Below are 16,516 nucleotides of genomic sequence, written 5' to 3' on the forward strand. Positions count from 1 at the left end.
CTCAGGCGTCGAACAGCCGCTCGGTCGGTGCGTCGACGAGGTCGAGGACGCGGCCGGTGAAGTAGACCGTGCCGAGGACGAGGATCCTCCCGCCCAGCGCCGCGAGCCTCCCGGGGGTGAGGTCGGCGGCGTCGATCGTGGCCTGGGTGCGCGTGAACCGGAGGCTTTCGCGGTCCGGCATCCGTACGAAGGTCACGGGGAGTCCTCGAAGCTCGGCCAGCACGCCGGGGATGTCCTTGTGGTCGGGGAGACAGACGAGGACGTGATCGATCCGGTCCCAGCGCCGATGTGCCTCGCGGACGGCCGCCGCGGCTCCGGCCCGTCCGATCGCCGAATCGATGAGGACCGTCGCGCCGGGGATCGTGTGCCAGGAGGTACGGCCCGGGAGCCGTACGGAGGCCAGGACTCCGGCGAGCCGGGCGCCGTCCGGTGCCGGGCGGCCCATCGCGTCGAGGAGACGTCGCGCGGCCGCGCAGCCGAGGGCGGCGTTCGGGCGGTTGAGGCCGTGGGGGAGAAGGTCGGCGGGCAACGTGTCGGGGCCTGTGAGGCCGACGGGGCTCGCGTTGCCGGAAGGGTCTGCGCCTCCCCACCCGGCCGGCTCGTCGATGCCGGCCGCCCCGGGCAGGTCCGCCGTCCGTGCGATGCCGATGGTCTCGACGTGGCCGGCGCCGGCGGCGGCCACGGTGGCCGCGATCGTGGCCGCGACGGCGGGGGTCTGGGGCAGCGACACGACCGCGGACGTGGTCGTCGCCGCGATGCCGGCCTTGTCCGCGGCGATCTCCGCGGGTGTGTCGCCGAGCACACCGAGATGCTCGCCGAACACCTCTGTGATCGCGAGGACCGAGGGCGGAAAGAGCCCCGCTTCGTCGGAGACGCCGCCCATGCCCGCCTCCAGCACGACGGCATCGGCGCCGACGTCCCGCGCGTGCAGCAGTCCGGCGAGCGTGAACAGCCCGCTCGGCGACAGATATCCGTCGTGCTCTCGCGGCAGCGAGCGGGACGCCTGCCGGAGCCGTCGTCCGAGCCCGGCCAGTTCGCCGGCGGAGACGGCGGCCCCGTCGACCCGGACGCGCTCGACGTCACCGCGCAGGCCGGGACTGGTGACCGTGACCACGCGGCACCCCGCCGCGACGAGCCACGCCGAGGCGTACGTCGCCGCCGTGCCCTTGCCCTTGGAGCCGACGACGGTGAGCACGGGCGTACCGGGCTCGGCCACACCGAGCGCACCGGCGAGAAGAGCGGCACGCCGCAGGCTGCGGCGATCACCGGGACCACGCCGGCTCCACTCTTCGAAGAAGAAGGAGGGGACCGCCGGGGCCGTCATCGGCGTCCTCCCCACGGCTCCGGCACCACGAGGACGACGATAGCCGTCAGGCCTGAGGGGCGGTCGGGGGTGGGGGCGGGCGTTAGTAGGCTCTGATCGTGACTGGGAGCAGCTATGAGGAGGCCGTACGCGGGATTCGCGAGCGTGGGGTCGAGTGGGACATCGACCCGACGCTGGACCGGATCCGGGACCTGACCGACATTCTCGGGTCGCCGCAGCGGGCCTACCCGGTGATCCACGTCACCGGGACGAACGGCAAGACGAGTACCGCACGGATGATCGACGCCTTGCTGCGCGAGCGCGGGCTGCGGGTCGGCATGTTCACCAGCCCCGAGCTGCACACCATGCGTGAGCGGATCGGTGTGGACGGGCAGCCGGTCAGCGAGGAGCGCTTCGCCGAGATCTACGACGACGTCCTGCCGTTCGCCGAGCTGATCGACGCCAAGCACGACGTGAAGGTCTCCTTCTTCGAGATGCTGACCGCGATGGCGTTCAGCGCGTTCAGCGACACTCCGGTGGACGTCGCGGTCATCGAGGTCGGCATGGGCGGGGTCTGGGACGCCACCAACGTCGCCGACGGAGCGGTGGCCGTCATCACCCCGATCGGGCTCGACCACACCGAGGTGCTCGGCGACACGGTCGAGGCCATCGCGGGGGAGAAGGCCGGGATCATCAAGGCCGGTTCGATCGCGATTCTCGCGCAGCAGCCGGTCGAGGCGGCCGAGGTGCTCATCCGCCGTGCCACCGAGGTGGGCGCGACCGTGGCGCGCGAGGGCATCGAGTTCGGCGTGCTCCAGCGCGAGCTGGCCGTCGGCGGGCAGGTGACGCGGCTTCAGGGCCTGCGCGGCGTGTACGACGACGTGGTCCTGCCCATGTTCGGCGACTACCAGGCGAGCAACGCGGCGTGCGCGCTGGCGGCGGTGGAGGCGTTCGCCAGTGGGCGGGCCACCGGCGAGCCGACCGGGGAGGACGCCCGGCGCGACCCCGACCAGCTCGATCCCGAGCTCGTACGCGCCGCGTTCTTGAAGGCTCCCTCGCCCGGGCGGCTCGAGGTCGTCCGCACCGGGCCGACCGTCCTCGTCGACGCCGCGCACAACCAGGCCGGCATGGCGGCCACCGCCGCCGCGGTGACGGAGGAGTTCGGCTTCACGCGTCTCGTCGGGATTCTCGCCGTGATGGCGGACAAGGACGTCGCCGGGCTGCTCGAGGAGCTCGAGCCGGTGCTCGACGAGCTGATCGTCACCCGTAACTCCTCGCAGCGGTCGATGTCGGCGCAGGACCTGGCGGAGGTGGCGGTGGACATGTTCGGCGAGGACCGCGTCCATCTGGTCCCCCGGCTGGACGACGCCATCGACCAGGCCATCGGGCTCGCCGACGAGGCGGGGGAGTTCGCCGGCGCGGGCGTATTGATCACCGGCTCGGTGACGACGGCGGGGGACGCCCGCCTGCTCCTGCGAGCCCCGGAAGGGTCCGCATGATCGAAATGATCCGCGCGGGCCGGGAGTTCCGCGCCGCAAAGGCAGGTCGCGCGTGAGAAGACTGTGTGCCGTCACCCTCGTGCTTCAGGCGGTGGTGACCGCTCTGTCGATTCCAGTGGCGATCACCGTGGTGCATGCCGACGGCACCGCGGCCGGCATCGTGGGCGGCGGACTCGCGCTGGCCGGAGTGATCATCGCAGGTCTGCTGCGGTACCGATGGGCGTACGTCGCCGGGAGCGTTTTGCAGATTCTTGTAATTGCTACCGGTTTCGTGGTTACTACGATGTTTTTCCTTGGTGTTATTTTCGCCGCTCTCTGGATAACGGCGATTTGGCTCGGACGGCGGGTGGAGAACGCTCCGGCGCGCTAATGTCGCAATGACCATTACGCGTTCCTCGCCACCAGAAGGTTATGTTCTGGGAAAAGTGGGGCATTTCCTAATATTAGGTGTGCCGGTAGAAGGCGGGGAAGTCGAAACTCCGGGAGGACTTCCCGATGTCCACGCCCCCCGAAAGACCGGACCTCGCCGTGACGCCCGATCCCCCAGCCGGGCGGGACCCGGCCGGCCTCGCCGTGCTGGTGCTCGTCCTCGCCACGGCGGTCCCGGCGGCGGTGCTGGTCCTGCCCAACACGGCCTCCTACGTCGTGCCGCTGGCCGCCCGCGACTTCGGCCTGACCGACGGCCAGGCCGCCGGGTTCGTACGTGCGACCGGGCTCGCCCTGCCCGCCCTGCTGCTCGCCACGCCCCTGGCCGCCGTCCTGGCCCGCAGGCTCCCCGCCTGGGGCGTCCTGTTCGCCGGCCTGGCCCTCATACTCGGCGCCCAGGCGTCGGCCGCGTACGCCACCTCCGTACCGCTCACAGGGCTCCTGCGGGCCGTCCAGGGGGCCGGGGCGGGAGCCGTCCTGCCCGCGGCGCTCCTCCTCGCCTGTGAGCGCCGTGAGCGCCGTCTCACGGTGGGTGTGTGGGCCGCCGGTCTCGTCGCCTCCCTGCTGGCCGCCACGCCCGCCGTACTCATCGCCACACCCGCCCCGGACGACCCGTACGCCCCCGCGTGGCGGGCGATCCTGCATCCGTACTGGTGGCTGGCGGCCACCGCCCTCGTCGGCGCGGGGATCCTCGGCGTGCTGCGGCTGCGTCCGGCCCGCTGGCCCGGCGTCCCGCCGGCCGGCCGGGGCGAACGCGTGCTGTTGTTGCTGCCCGTCGCCCCGTCCGCGGGATTCGCCTTTCTCGCGGTCGTCACCGGCTACGACTGGTCGCCCGGCGCCCAGCTCATCCTGGCCTCGTGCGCCATCGTGGGCCTGCTCGGCCTCGCCCTGGCCGGGTCGCGAGGCGCCATCACCGGCAGCCCGCTCGGCTATGCCGTCGTCATGATCGCCGTGGGCCTGCTGACCATGCCGGTGACCGGGCCGCTCGCCGGCATCCTGGACGGGCCGCAAGTGTCGTTCGGGCCGTTCGGGGCGGGAGCCGCGTGTGCCGCGCTGGCCGTGTTCACCGCGACCGCGTCCAGGCGCGCGGCGGGCCGGAGCGCGGTGCTCTGTGGGTACGCCCTGGTCATCGCCGCGATCGTGGCGTTCCTGGCGATGGGTACCGGCGCCGACCGGTGGGAGCTGTCCGGCGCGCTGGGGGCTCTCGGCACCGGCATCGGGCTGGCCCTGGGCACCGCGCTGCGGCCCACCGAGATCGGCCCCGGCCTGTTCGGCCTGACGCTCTGCTGCCCCGCCGTGCTCGGCGGACACCTCGTCGTCGGGCCGCTCCAGGTCGCCAGGGTCGGCGCCGTCACCCGGTCGGGAGGAGGCGCGGGCGAGGCCCTGGTGGCACTCACCGAGGCGTACCGGATGTGGCTCGTGGGGGCCGGCGGGATCGCGGTCGTCCTCGCCCTGGCGACCGCCTGGGCGGCACGCGGGCGCACCCCCCGCGACCCCGGTATCGCCGCGGCTCCGGACACCGGCGGGGCCGCCCTGCGGGCCGGATGGGGCGGGTAGGATCGCAGCCACACGCGGAGGCCCGGCCGCGATCGCCGCGGATCCAGCGCGACACGGCCGTGTTCCAGGCGGCGAAGGCGCGGCCCCCCGCCGACGACCGCAATCCATGACGCTAGGAGAACCACCCGTGTCCGAACGCACCCTCATCCTCGTCAAGCCCGACGGCGTACGCCGGGGGCTTGTCGGCGACGTGATCGCGCGCATCGAGCGCAAGGGCCTGAAGCTCGTCGCGCTGGAGCTTCGCACGCTCGAGCGCGACGTCGCCGAGACCCACTACGAGGAGCACCGCGAAAAGCCGTTCTTCGGCTCGCTGGTGGAGTTCATCACGGGTGGTCCGCTCGTCGCCATGGTGGTCGAGGGACCGCGTGCGATCGAGGCGTTCCGCGGGCTGGCCGGCGCGACCGACCCGGTGGCCGCCGGGCCCGGCACGGTCCGTGGCGACCACGCGCTGGAGATCCAGGAGAACATCGTGCACGGCTCCGACTCCACCTACTCCGCCGAGCGTGAGATCAAGCTCTTCTTCCCGAACCTTTTCTGACGTCGGCGTGAACACGCGCGGGCCGGAGCGACTCCGGTCCGCGCGTTTGTTTTACCATGACCGGGCCCTGACCGGAGCACAACCGATCGGCGACGCGCGCCGATTGGTCCTGCATCAACTGGCGTGTTCCGAGTTACCATGACAATGCGCTCCTGCACGCCCGCCAATCTCGAAGGGCTGCCTTTCTTCATGGGTAACAAGCTGTCGTTCCTCGGCCGCGACATGGCGGTAGATCTAGGTACGGCGAACACGTTGGTCTACGTCCGCGGTCGCGGCATCGTGCTCAACGAGCCCTCTGTCGTGGCGATCAACACGAACACGGGCAAGATCGTCGCCGTCGGTATCGAAGCCAAGCGGATGATCGGCCGTACGCCGGGCAACATCGTCGCGGTGCGTCCGCTGAAGGACGGCGTGATCGCCGACTTCGACGTGACCGAACGCATGTTGCGCTATTTCATCCAAAAAGTGCATAAACGACGACATTTCGCCAAACCGCGGATCGTCGTGGCCGTGCCCAGCGGGATCACCGGGGTGGAGCAGCGCGCGGTGAAGGAGGCCGGCTACCAGGCCGGAGCCAGGCGCGTCTACATCATCGAAGAGCCGATGGCCGCCGCGATCGGCGCCGGGCTCCCGGTGCACGAGCCGACCGGCAACATGGTCGTCGACATCGGCGGTGGCACCACCGAGGTCGCGATCATCTCGCTCGGCGGCATCGTGACGAGCCAGTCGATCCGCGTCGGCGGAGACGAGCTCGACCAGGCGATCATCTCCTACGCGAAGAAGGAGTACTCCCTCATGCTGGGGGAGCGCACCTCCGAAGAGATCAAGATGGCGATCGGGTCCGCGTACCCGTTCGAGGACGAGCCGCACGCCGAGATCCGCGGTCGCGATCTCGTGAGCGGCCTGCCGAAGACCGTCGTGATCTCCGCCGAGGAGATACGCCGCGCGATCGAGGAGCCGGTCAACACCGTGGTCGACGCGGTCAAGACCACGTTGGACAAGTGCCCGCCCGAGCTCTCCGGCGACATCATGGACCGCGGCATCGCCTTGACCGGCGGTGGCGCGCTGCTGAAGAACATCGATGAGCGTCTCCGCGAAGAGACCGGCATGCCGATCCACATGGTCGACAACCCGCTCGACTCGGTCGTGCTCGGTTCAGGCAAGTGCGTCGAGGACTTCGAGGCACTTCGGCAGGTCCTCGTACCCGAACCCAGGCGTTAGAGGGGCGTCCGGCCGGTGAACGACACCCGGCGAACTCGCGCCGTGCTCGGTGTCCTGCTGCTCGTCTCGCTCGCGATGATCACCGTGGACTACCGCGGTGGCGACAACTCGCCGCTGAGCGCGCTGCGCGGCTTCGGCGAGGCCATCTTCGGCCCGATCGAGCAGGGCGCCACCGCGGTCGTGCGCCCGGTCGCCGGTGCGTTCCACACGTTCACCGGCGCGCCCGGCGCGCACCGCCGCATCAACCGGCTCGAACGCGAGAACCAGCAGCTCCGGCAGCAGCTGCGGACCGGGCAGACCGACCGCAAACGCGCCGACGAGCTCAGCCGCCTCCTCGGCACGTCCGGGCTCGGCGGCTACCGCATCGTCCCGGCCGAGGTCATCTCCTCCGGAGAGGGCCTGGAGGACACCGTCTCCCTCGACGTCGGCAGCGGCAACGGCGTCCGGCCGAACATGACCGTGCTGTCCGGCGACGGGCTGGTCGGCCGTGTCACCCAGGTCGGGCCGTCCACCTCGACGGTGATGCTCGCCACCGACGCCGCGTCCTCGATCGGCGGGAGACTGGAGAACTCCGGCGAGATCGGCATCGTGCAGGGGGCCGGGCGGCGCGGCGGTTCGGCGCTGAAGTTCCAGCTTCTCGACTCGACCGTGGTCATGGAGCCGGGACAGCGCATCGTCTCGTTCGGCTCCCAGGGCGACCGGCCGTACGTCCCCGGCGTCCCGATCGGCACCGTCACCAAGATCGAGCGCACTCCCGGATCGCTGACCCGCACCGCCTTCGTGACCCCCTACGTGCACTTCACCTCGCTCGATGTCGTCGGCGTGGTGGTGGCCCCGCCCAAACGCAACCCGCGCGACTCGGTGCTCCCGCCCTCTCCGTCACCCTCACCGACGGCTCCGCCGCCCGTACCGCCCGCGCCGGTTTCGCCGCCGTCCCAGGCGGCCGGCTCGCCGCCGCCCGAGTCCCGGCCGGCTCCGACCCCGACGAGAGGCTGACCATGTCCCGTAACGTCCTCGCCTCGATCGTCATCGTCGCCGCGCTGATCCTGCAGGTGACGGTGGCCAACCGGCTGCCGCTGCCCGGCTCGGTGGTCCCGGACCTCGTGCTGCTGGCCGTCGTCGCGCTCGCCCTGGTCAACGGCTCGCTCTCGGGCCTCGTCGCCGGATTCGCCGCGGGCCTGGCGACCGACATCGTGCCGCCCGCCGACCACACGATCGGCCGCTACGCGCTGGTCTACTGCCTGATCGGCTACATCTGCGGCTCGGTCGCCATCGAGATGGACCGGGCGCCGCTGCTGCCGTTCATCACGGTCGCGGCCGGTGCCCTCGCCGGATCCGTTCTGTACGCCGTGGTCGGGGCGATGCTCGGCGACCCGCGGGCCCGCTGGTCGGTGGTGTCCCACGTGCTGCCCTTGCAGGTCTTCTACGACATCGTCGCCAGCCCGTTCGTGGTCTGGGCCGTGCTGCGGCTGACGAGACGCGCCGAGCACCCGAGAGACTCGGCCGGGCTCGACCCGGTCCCCGGTTTCTACCGGGCGAGGTAGGAGGACCATGGGTTCGCGATCGCGCCTGCGCCTGGTGGTGCTGCACGTGCTGGTCATGTCGCTGCTGCTGTCACTCGGCGGGCGGCTCTGGTACCTCCAGGTCATGAACGGCGCGCACTATCGCAAGGTGGCCGCCGACAACGGCATCCGCGACATCATCGTGCCGGCGCCGCGCGGGCAGATCCTCGACGACGTCGGCCGCCCGCTGGTCCGCAACCGTACGGCCCTGGTGGTGTCCGCCGACCGCACGACGCTCATGCGGCAGAAAGACAGCGGCAGGGCCGTGCTCCAGCGGCTCGCCGGGGTGCTCGGCATGCCCTACGACCAGATCGCCGCCAAGATCCGGCTGTGCGGTCCCGGCGTCCAGCGTCCCTGCTGGACCGGTTCGCCGTACCAGCCGATCCCGATCGACGACCACGCCGATCCGCAGAAGGCCCTGCAGATCCGCGAACGCCAGGAGGACTTTCCCGGCATCAACGCCCAGCTCCAGGCGGTGCGCGACTACCCGCGTACGGACGGGGCCGGTGCCGCGCAGGCGCTCGGCTACCTCCAGCCGATCACCCAGGCGGAGCTCAACAAGCGCAAGAGCATCAAGGTCACCGGGTACAGCGGCGTCGACCTGATCGGCCGCGACGGTCTGGAGGCGGTCTACGACGGCGACCTGCGCGGGGCGCCGGGCGTACGCCGAGTCCTGGTCGACAGCCAGGGGCGGGTCACCGGCGTCGCCTCCGAACAGCCCGCGGTCTCCGGCGGCAACCTCGTCACCAGCCTGGACGCCAAGGTCCAGGGCGACGTCGAAGGCGCGCTCAAGCACGCGGTCGACGCCGCGCGCAAACGCGGCGACCCGGCCGACTCCGCGGCGGGCGTGGTCATGGACGTCCGCAACGGGCGCGTCCTGGCGCTCGGGAGCTACCCGACGTACGACCCCGCCGTATGGACCGGCGGCATCTCGCAGAACGAGTACGACTCGCTGCTCAACAAGAGCAAGGGCCAGCCGCTGATCTCGCGGGCCACTCAGGGGGAGTTCGCGCCGGGGTCGACGTTCAAGGTCTCCTCGCTGCCCGCGGCGGTCAACGACGGCTACCCGCTGCACGGCATCTACTCGTGCCCGTCCTCGTACATGGTGGGCGCGCGTGCCTTCAGTAACTTCGAGGGCGAGTCGGGCGGCGACATCAGCCTGCACCAGGCGATCGTCATGTCCTGCGACACGATCTTCTACCGGTTCGCGTACGAGGAGTGGCAGCGCGACGGCGCCATGCATCCGGGCAAGAGCCCCAAGGACCCCATGGTCAAGATGGCCAAGTCCTTCGGCTTCGGCAAGCGGACCGGCATCGACATCGTCGGTGAGTCGCCGGGACGGATCCCCAGCAGGCAGTGGAAGCAGGACTACTGGAACGCCACCAAGGCGTCCGACTGCAAGCACGGCAAGGCCGGCTACCCCGACGTGGCCAAGACCGACCCGGCCCGCGCGGCGTACCTCAAGCTGATGGCCTCGGAGAACTGCGTCGACGGCTACATCTTCCGCGCCGGCGACGCGGCCAACTTCGCGGTCGGCCAGGGCGACGTGCTCGTCACGCCGCTGCAGCTCGCCCGCGCGTACGCCGCGATCGCGAACGGCGGCACCCTGTGGAGCCCGCGCGTCGCCAAGGCGGTGCTCGCGCCGAACGGCACCGTGGCACGCCGCATCGACCCGGTGAAGGCCGGCTCGCTGCCGATCTCCCAGAAGGTCTTGGCGTACATGCGCAGCGCGTTCGCCGACGTGCCCAAGTCGGGTACGGCCGCCGGGGCGTTCGGCGGGTTCCCGCTCGACCGGCTCGCCGTCGCCGGCAAGACCGGTACGGCAGAGGTGTGGGGCAAGAAGGACAACTCCTGGTTCGCCTCGTACGCCCCGGCCAAGAACCCGCGCTACGTCGTCGTCGTGATGGTGACCCAGACCGGTACGGGTGCGACCACCGCCGCGCCGGCCGTGCGCGAGATCTGGGAGGACATGTACGGCCTCCGCAAGGGCAAGACCCCCGACCTGCCGGACGGGAAGGTGCCGGACCGGCTCCCCACGCTGGCGCTCGACGGCACCATCGTCCCGCCGCAGGGCTTCGGCGAGCCAGAGGAGAAGACGCCGGCCGCGGTTCCCGTACGCAAGAAGAAAAAGAAGCACAAATGATCAGCGGCGGATACGGCCGGACGTACGAAGGACGGTCCTGGACCAGCCGGCTGTCGGAGTCACCGCTGCGACGGCTGGACTGGACGCTGGTCTGCGTGACGGTCGTGCTGTCGGCGATCGGCGCCGTACTCGTCTACTCCGCCACGCGGGTCGGCCTGGCCGACGCGGGCGACGACCCGTACTCCTATCTGAAGAAACACCTGTTCAACGTCATGATCGGGCTCGTGCTCGGCGGGGTCACGGCGGCGCTGGACTACCGGCTGCTGCGCGCGTACGCGCCGATCGTGTACGCCGCCGCGTGCGTCGGCCTGGTCGCCGTGCTCACGCCCCTCGGCGCGACGATCAACGGGTCGCATTCGTGGATCGCCCTGGGCGGGGGCTTCCAGCTCCAGCCCTCGGAGTTCGCCAAGGTCGGCATGGTCGTGCTGCTGGCGATGATCCTGGGCGAGCCGCGCGACGGCGAGGTCGGACCGGGCCGCCGCGACATCCTCATCGCCCTCGCGCTCGCCGCCCTGCCCGCCGCGCTGGTGATGCTCCAGCCCGACCTCGGCACCACACTGGTCTTCGGCGCGGTGGTCATCGGCATGCTCGCGGTGTCGGGCGCGCCCAAACGCTGGGTTCTCGGCCTGCTCGGGGGCGCGGTCACGGGGGCCTTCCTGGTGTGGTGGCTGCACCTGCTGAAGCCGTACCAGATCAACCGCTTCACCGCCTTCGCCGATCCGTCGAAGGATCCCCGCGGCGCGGGTTACAACGCCGAACAGGCGCGCATCGCGGTCGGTTCGGGCGGGTTCTTCGGCAAGGGGCTGTTCCACGGCGAGCAGACGACCGGCCACTTCGTCCCCGAGCAGCACACCGACTTCATCTTCACGGTGGCGGGGGAGGAGCTCGGCTTCGTCGGCGCCGCCCTGATCACGGCGCTGCTCGGCGTGGTGCTGTGGAGGGGGCTGCGCATCGCCATGAACGCCGCCGACCTGTTCGGCCTGCTGGTGGCCTCGGGGGTGGTCTGCTGGCTGGCGTTCCAGACCTTCGAGAACATCGGCATGACGGTCGGCATCATGCCGATCACCGGCCTGCCGTTGCCCTTCGTGTCGTACGGGGGATCGGCGACCTTCGCCAACATGATCGCGATCGGGCTACTGGAAGCCGTCCACCTGCGCCACAACCCGTACGAGTGACTTTGCGTAAACGAGTGGATACGTTCGATAGTAGGGGTTAAGTTACTCCGTGTGACCGCAGCATTAGATGTCGCGCCCCCGGCGACGTACGTATATCGCCTGGCCAGGGCAATCCTACCGAAGTAGGATCGACCCCATGGCGATGAAGAAGTTGTCCATCACCCTCCCGGCCGAGCTCGCGGAGATGGTCAGGCGCCAAGCCGAGGAAGAAGGCACCTCCGTCTCCGCCGTCATCGCCGATGTGCTGGGCCACCGCGCCCGCCAGCTGGCCGGGGAAGAGGCCGTGAGGTGGTTCGAGGAGGAAGAAGGGCCGTTCACGCCTGAGGAGTTGGTCGAGGCCGAGCGGATGTGGCAGGCCGCCGAGGCTCACCAACGCAAGATGCGAAGGGCGGCGACCTGATGGAACCGATCGTCCGCGCGGTTCTCGACACCGGGGTTCTCATCAATGCGGAATCCCGCAGCAAGGTCGCCTGGTCTATCCAGCGGAAGGCGCGCGGCTCGCGCGCTCTGATCATCACCACGCCCGTTCTGACGCAGGTCTGGCGGAGCGGCCCCCGGCAGGCGGCGCTCTGCCGTTTCCTGAAGGGCTGCATGATCGACTCGCCGTCCGAGTCGGTTGCCAAACGCGCGGGTGAGCTGCTCGGACGTGCGGGCACCAGTGATGCCGTCGACGCGCTGGTCGTGGCGACCGCGATCGAGATGGAGGCCGCGACGATCTTCACTAGCGACCCTGACGATCTTGAGGCGCTCCTCGACGTGTCCGACGCCCCCGCCCCGCCACTGGTCCAGAAGGTCTGACGCCACCCGCCACCCCGGCCGTGCTGGCCGGGGTGGCGGGTGGGCGGCGGTAGGCTCGGAGTTTGATTCCCATTCTGTTCTCCGGAGGCTTTCGCCATGTCCGTCGAGTCGCTGTTCCCCCGCTTGGAGCCGCTGCTCCCCGCGGTGCAGAAGCCGATTCAGTATGTCGGCGGTGAGCTGAACTCCTCGGTCAAGGACTGGGACGAGGCGCAGGTCCGCTGGGCCCTGATGTACCCGGACGCGTACGAGGTGGGCCTGCCCAACCAGGGCGTCCAGATCCTCTACGAGCTGCTCAACGAACGCGACGGCGTACTCGCCGAGCGCACCTACAGCGTGTGGCCCGACCTCGAGGCGCTGATGCGCGAGCACGACATCCCGCAGTTCACCGTGGACGCCCACCGTCCGGTCGGGGCCTTCGACGTGTTCGGCATCAGCTTCTCCACCGAGCTCGGCTACACCAACATGCTGAACGCGCTCGACCTCGCCGGGATCCCGCTGCACGCGGCGGACCGTACGGACGACCACCCGATCGTGCTCGCCGGCGGCCACGCGGCCTTCAACCCCGAGCCCGTCGCCGACTTCCTCGACGCGGCCGTGCTCGGCGACGGCGAGGAGATCGTCCTGGCGATCACCGAGGTGATCCGCGAGTGGAAGGGCGAGGGCAGCCCCGGCGGGCGGGACGAGCTGCTGATGCGGCTGGCGCGCTCCGGCGGTGTGTACGTGCCGCGGTTCTACGACGTGAGCTACCTGCCCGACGGCCGGATCCAGCGGGTCGCGCCCAACCGGCCCGGCGTTCCATGGCGGGTCGCCAAGCACACCGTCATGGATCTCGACCAGTGGCCGTACCCGAAGAAGCCCCTGGTGCCCCTCGCCGAGACCGTGCACGAGCGGTTCAGCGTGGAGATCTTCCGTGGCTGTACGCGCGGCTGCCGCTTCTGCCAGGCCGGCATGATCACCCGGCCGGTGCGCGAGCGTTCGATCACCACGATCGGTGACATGGTGGAGAGCGGGCTGCAGGCGTCCGGCTTCCAGGAGGTGGGGCTGCTCAGCCTGTCCAGCGCGGACCACTCCGAGATCGGCGACGTGGCCAAGGGCCTCGCCGACCGGTACGAGGGCACCAACACGTCGCTGTCGCTGCCGTCCACGCGCGTCGACGCGTTCAACATCACGCTGGCCAACGAGTTCTCCCGCGGCGGACGCCGCTCCGGTCTGACCTTCGCCCCCGAGGGCGGCTCCGAGCGCATGCGCAAGGTGATCAACAAGATGGTCTCCGAGGAGGACCTGATCCGCACGGTCACCACCGCGTACGAGAACGGCTGGCGGCAGGTCAAGCTCTACTTCATGTGCGGGCTGCCCACCGAGGAGGACGAGGACGTCCTCGCCATCGCGGACATGGCCAAGCGCGTGATCAAGGCGGGCCGCGACGCGACCGGCCGGCGCGACATCCGCTGCACGGTCTCGATCGGCGGTTTCGTGCCCAAGCCGCACACGCCGTTCCAGTGGGCGGCGCAGTGCGACCACAAGACGGTCGACCGCCGGCTGCGCGCGCTGAAGGACTCGCTCCGCCGCGACAAGGAGTACGGCCGCGCCATCGGCCTGCGCTACCACGACGGCGAGCCCTCGGTCATCGAGGGCCTGCTGTCGCGCGGCGACCGCCGGGTCGGCAAGGTCATCGAGGCGGTGTGGGCGGACGGCGGCCGGTTCGACGGCTGGAGCGAGTTCTTCTCCTTCGACCGCTGGCGCGCCTGCGCCGACAAGGCCCTGGAGGGCGTCGACCTCGACTGGTACACCGTGCGCGAGCGCGAGGAGGTCGAGGTGCTCCCATGGGACCACCTGGACGCGGGCCTCGACCGCGAATGGCTGTGGCAGGACTGGAAGGACGCGGTCGACGAGACCGAGGTCGATGACTGCCGCTGGACCCCGTGCTACGACTGCGGCGTCTGCCCGACCATGGACACCGAGATCCAGATCGGCCCCACAGGCAAGAAACTCCTCCCGCTGAGCGTCGTCTGAACCCCGGCCCCGCCCGCGCGACGTCAGGGGGAATGACGTCCTCTGCGGGCGGAGATCTCCGCATGTCAGTGCGTGGAGCGGAAGGCGCTGGGGGGCTTGTGAGGGTTGCCTGCCATCCAGGGCGGAGCTGGACCGGTGAAGGCGGCGGGTCGGTAGATCCCCGCTGGTTCGCGGGTGAGCTCACTGATGGGGGCGGTGCCGAGAAACGGCGCGGCCCTGTGAGGTGTGCCCCACCGTACTGGTCAGGGGCCTCACAGGGCTGCTGGTCACCTTGGGCCGGAGCGTACGGCCTCAGGGCGACGAAGATGACGGGGATCCGGCAGGCGCACGACGTCGTGCGTGGGGGCTACCGGATCGGGGTCGGGCTCAGCCCACGGACGGGGCCGGGCAGGGGTCGACGCGGTCGGCGGTACGGCGCAACGCGCCGGCCAGCTGGGTGCGGACCGTCACGCGCGCCCGGGTGGCCGCCTCCTGGTGACGGGTCGGCCGGTAGGGCACCCGAGGTGCCTGCGGGAGCGAGTCGAGCAGGCGCTGACGTGCCTGGTCTGTGGACTCGAACGCGATCAACTGCAGCGGTTCCATCTGCCCCTCTCTCGGTCTCTTTATCGATTCAGAACCACTTACGAGAGTAAGGGGAGGTCGCGTCTGAATCAATTCAGAAATAGGGTCTCTGCTGTGGAACGCGTCACGCTACAGACGATTGCCGATCGGGTCGGTGTCTCACGGACCACCGTGTCCAACGCCTTCTCCCGCCCTGATCAGCTCAAAGAAGAGCTGCGCCAGCGGATCATGGAGGTCGCCGAGGAGCTCGACTACCCCGGACCGAACCCCGCCGCGCGTACGCTCCGGCGTGGCCGTGCCGGGGTGATCGGTGTCGTCTTCACCGAGGCGCTGTCGTACGCCTTCGCGGATTCGTACGCGGTCGGGTTCCTGCGCGGGCTCGCCCGGGTGGCGGAACAGTCCGGGACCGGGCTTCATCTGATCGGATGGCCCTCGCCCGGGGTCGCCGAGGAAGTGATCGGCGACGCCGTGGTCGACGGCTTCTGCCTCTTCTCACCCGAGGGGCACCCGCTGGTGGAGACCGTCCTGCGGCGGCGGCTTCCCGTCGTCACGGTCGATCACCCGTACGTCCCGGGCGTGCCCTTCGTGGGCATCGAGGACCGGATCGCCGCGCGCGAGGTCGCCGCGCATCTCCTCGGGCTCGGGCACCGGCGCATCGCCATCGTGGCGGCCCAGCCGCTCGCCGCCCAGGCCGAGGCGCGTACGCGGCCCGTGACCGAGGAATGGCTCGACGTCGACCTGGCCGGCGAACACCGTTTCGGAGCCGGGCGCGCCCGGCTCGCCGGGTACCACGACGCGTGCCTGAAAGCCGGGCTGGCCTGGGAGGACGTGCCGATCCACCGCACCACGAACGACCGGGAGATCGCGCGGCGGGCGGCCGAGCACCTCCTCGACCTGCGCCCACGGCCGACCGCGGTGATCGCGGCGACCGACGAGATCGCCTTCGGCGTGATGGACGTCGCGGCGCAGAGAGGCATCGACATCCCCGGAGAGCTGTCCGTCGTCGGGTTCGACGATGTCCCGGCCGCGGATCCGGCCGGGCTCACGACCGTCCGTCAGCCGATCACCGCCAAGGGCACGACGGCAGGGCGTCTGCTGCTCGAACCTTCGCGTCACGACCCGGCGCCGTGTGTACTCATGGATCACCGGCTCGTGATCCGCCGGACCACCGCGCCCCCCGGTGACCCGTCGAGCTGACGCGCCTCTGCGAAAACCGCAGGCCGGGGACGCCTTCTGTGATGGCGCCGGCGTGAGGCGGCTCCCGAAGTTCTAGCCCGGCTCGCGACCGTCCGTCAGCCGATCACCGCGACGGGCGCGACGGCCGGGCGTCCACCTGCGTCACGACATGCCACCGACGCCCCGCGTGACCCGGCGTACCTCAGTGACCACTTCAGGTCGCCCACTCTGCGGTGCCGGGAGCCGAAGACGCGCCGTGCGATGGCGCGGGCCTGAGGCGACCCTGACGGCCCGGCGGAGACCCTGCGAGGACCCCGGCATCAGGCCTACGCCGTCCTCTTCACCCTGCGCTTACATGCCGTACGACTACTGTGGCGTTTGCTGGTCAGATCGGTTGTGGGCGCGTTGTGGCGAGCCTGACGGATGACCGTACGCCCGGCGGCCCCAGGGCCGCCCGCGCACGCACGGGAACCCCCGTGCGTGGCCGGTCGTTCGGTCTCCAGGGTGCTCGGCCTGGATGCAAAGGGCCCCTGACCCCGTAGTC

General features: G+C 70.6%; 15 protein-coding genes. 13 read left to right on the top strand and 2 right to left on the bottom strand.

The genetic code is table 11. From position 1 onward, the window contains the following. Nucleotide 1: 1 nt before the first annotated feature. Nucleotides 2–1,324, bottom strand: coding sequence for a folylpolyglutamate synthase/dihydrofolate synthase family protein (locus tag FB559_RS25700; protein ID WP_141958396.1), 1,323 nt, complete (start codon nt 1,322–1,324; stop codon nt 2–4). A 98-nt stretch (nt 1,325–1,422) separates the two neighbouring features. Here FB559_RS25700 and FB559_RS25705 point away from each other — a divergent pair, with 98 nt between their 5' ends. The 12 genes from FB559_RS25705 to FB559_RS25760 all read left to right on the top strand — a co-directional run bounded on the left by FB559_RS25705 (nt 1,423) and on the right by FB559_RS25760 (nt 14,235). Beyond that, a complete protein-coding gene (locus FB559_RS25705) occupies nt 1,423–2,802 on the top strand; it encodes a bifunctional folylpolyglutamate synthase/dihydrofolate synthase (RefSeq protein ID WP_246122045.1) in 1,380 nt (459 codons plus the stop codon). A gap of 52 nt (nt 2,803–2,854) precedes the next feature. Further along, a complete protein-coding gene (locus FB559_RS25710) occupies nt 2,855–3,172 on the top strand; it encodes a DUF4233 domain-containing protein (RefSeq protein ID WP_141958400.1) in 318 nt (105 codons plus the stop codon). Between the two features lie 125 nt (nt 3,173–3,297). Beyond that, nucleotides 3,298–4,785, top strand: coding sequence for a hypothetical protein (locus FB559_RS25715; protein ID WP_141958402.1), 1,488 nt, complete (start codon nt 3,298–3,300; stop codon nt 4,783–4,785). Between the two features lie 106 nt (nt 4,786–4,891). Beyond that, on the top strand, nt 4,892–5,323 hold the full coding sequence (ndk, locus tag FB559_RS25720) for a nucleoside-diphosphate kinase (protein ID WP_141958404.1): 432 nt from the start codon (nt 4,892–4,894) through the stop codon (nt 5,321–5,323). A 189-nt stretch (nt 5,324–5,512) separates the two neighbouring features. Then, entirely contained in the window at nt 5,513–6,544 is a 1,032-nt protein-coding gene (locus tag FB559_RS25725; protein WP_141958406.1) for a rod shape-determining protein, read from the top strand. A 15-nt stretch (nt 6,545–6,559) separates the two neighbouring features. After that, nucleotides 6,560–7,540: a rod shape-determining protein MreC gene (gene mreC / locus FB559_RS25730; protein ID WP_141958409.1), complete on the top strand. Its 981-nt coding sequence runs from the start codon at nt 6,560–6,562 to the stop codon at nt 7,538–7,540. 2 nt (nt 7,541–7,542) lie between these two features. Continuing rightward, nucleotides 7,543–8,088 (top strand): rod shape-determining protein MreD, encoded by a 546-nt coding sequence (mreD, locus tag FB559_RS25735; RefSeq protein ID WP_141958410.1) that lies wholly within the window; start codon nt 7,543–7,545, stop codon nt 8,086–8,088. Nucleotides 8,089–8,095: 7 nt separating this feature from the next. After that, nucleotides 8,096–10,249 carry a penicillin-binding protein 2 gene (mrdA, locus tag FB559_RS25740; protein WP_141958412.1) on the top strand — a complete coding sequence of 718 codons (2,154 nt, stop codon included), beginning with the start codon at nt 8,096–8,098 and terminating at the stop codon, nt 10,247–10,249. After that, nucleotides 10,246–11,424, top strand: coding sequence for a rod shape-determining protein RodA (gene rodA / locus FB559_RS25745; RefSeq protein WP_141958414.1), 1,179 nt, complete (start codon nt 10,246–10,248; stop codon nt 11,422–11,424). Before mrdA ends, rodA begins: the two co-directional genes overlap by 4 nt. Nucleotides 11,425–11,560: 136 nt before the next feature. Then, a complete protein-coding gene (locus tag FB559_RS25750) occupies nt 11,561–11,824 on the top strand; it encodes a ribbon-helix-helix protein, CopG family (RefSeq protein ID WP_185792397.1) in 264 nt (87 codons plus the stop codon). Then, nucleotides 11,824–12,222: a type II toxin-antitoxin system VapC family toxin gene (locus tag FB559_RS25755; protein ID WP_141958418.1), complete on the top strand. Its 399-nt coding sequence runs from the start codon at nt 11,824–11,826 to the stop codon at nt 12,220–12,222. The genes FB559_RS25750 and FB559_RS25755 overlap by 1 nt, the downstream gene beginning before the upstream one ends. A 96-nt stretch (nt 12,223–12,318) precedes the next feature. Continuing rightward, nucleotides 12,319–14,235 carry a TIGR03960 family B12-binding radical SAM protein gene (locus FB559_RS25760; RefSeq protein WP_141958420.1) on the top strand — a complete coding sequence of 639 codons (1,917 nt, stop codon included), beginning with the start codon at nt 12,319–12,321 and terminating at the stop codon, nt 14,233–14,235. Nucleotides 14,236–14,601: 366 nt separating this feature from the next. On the opposite strand, the gene FB559_RS44115 is transcribed toward FB559_RS25760, so the two are convergent. Next, nucleotides 14,602–14,817, bottom strand: a complete 216-nt coding sequence (locus FB559_RS44115; protein WP_185792398.1) for a hypothetical protein — start codon at nt 14,815–14,817, stop codon at nt 14,602–14,604. A gap of 93 nt (nt 14,818–14,910) precedes the next feature. Here FB559_RS44115 and FB559_RS25765 point away from each other — a divergent pair, with 93 nt between their 5' ends. Further along, nucleotides 14,911–15,993, top strand: coding sequence for a LacI family DNA-binding transcriptional regulator (locus FB559_RS25765; protein ID WP_185792399.1), 1,083 nt, complete (start codon nt 14,911–14,913; stop codon nt 15,991–15,993). The last annotated feature ends 523 nt before the right edge of the window (nt 15,994–16,516 follow it).

This window comes from Actinoallomurus bryophytorum, assembly GCF_006716425.1.
Taxonomy (GTDB): Bacteria; Actinomycetota; Actinomycetes; order Streptosporangiales; family Streptosporangiaceae; genus Actinoallomurus; species Actinoallomurus bryophytorum.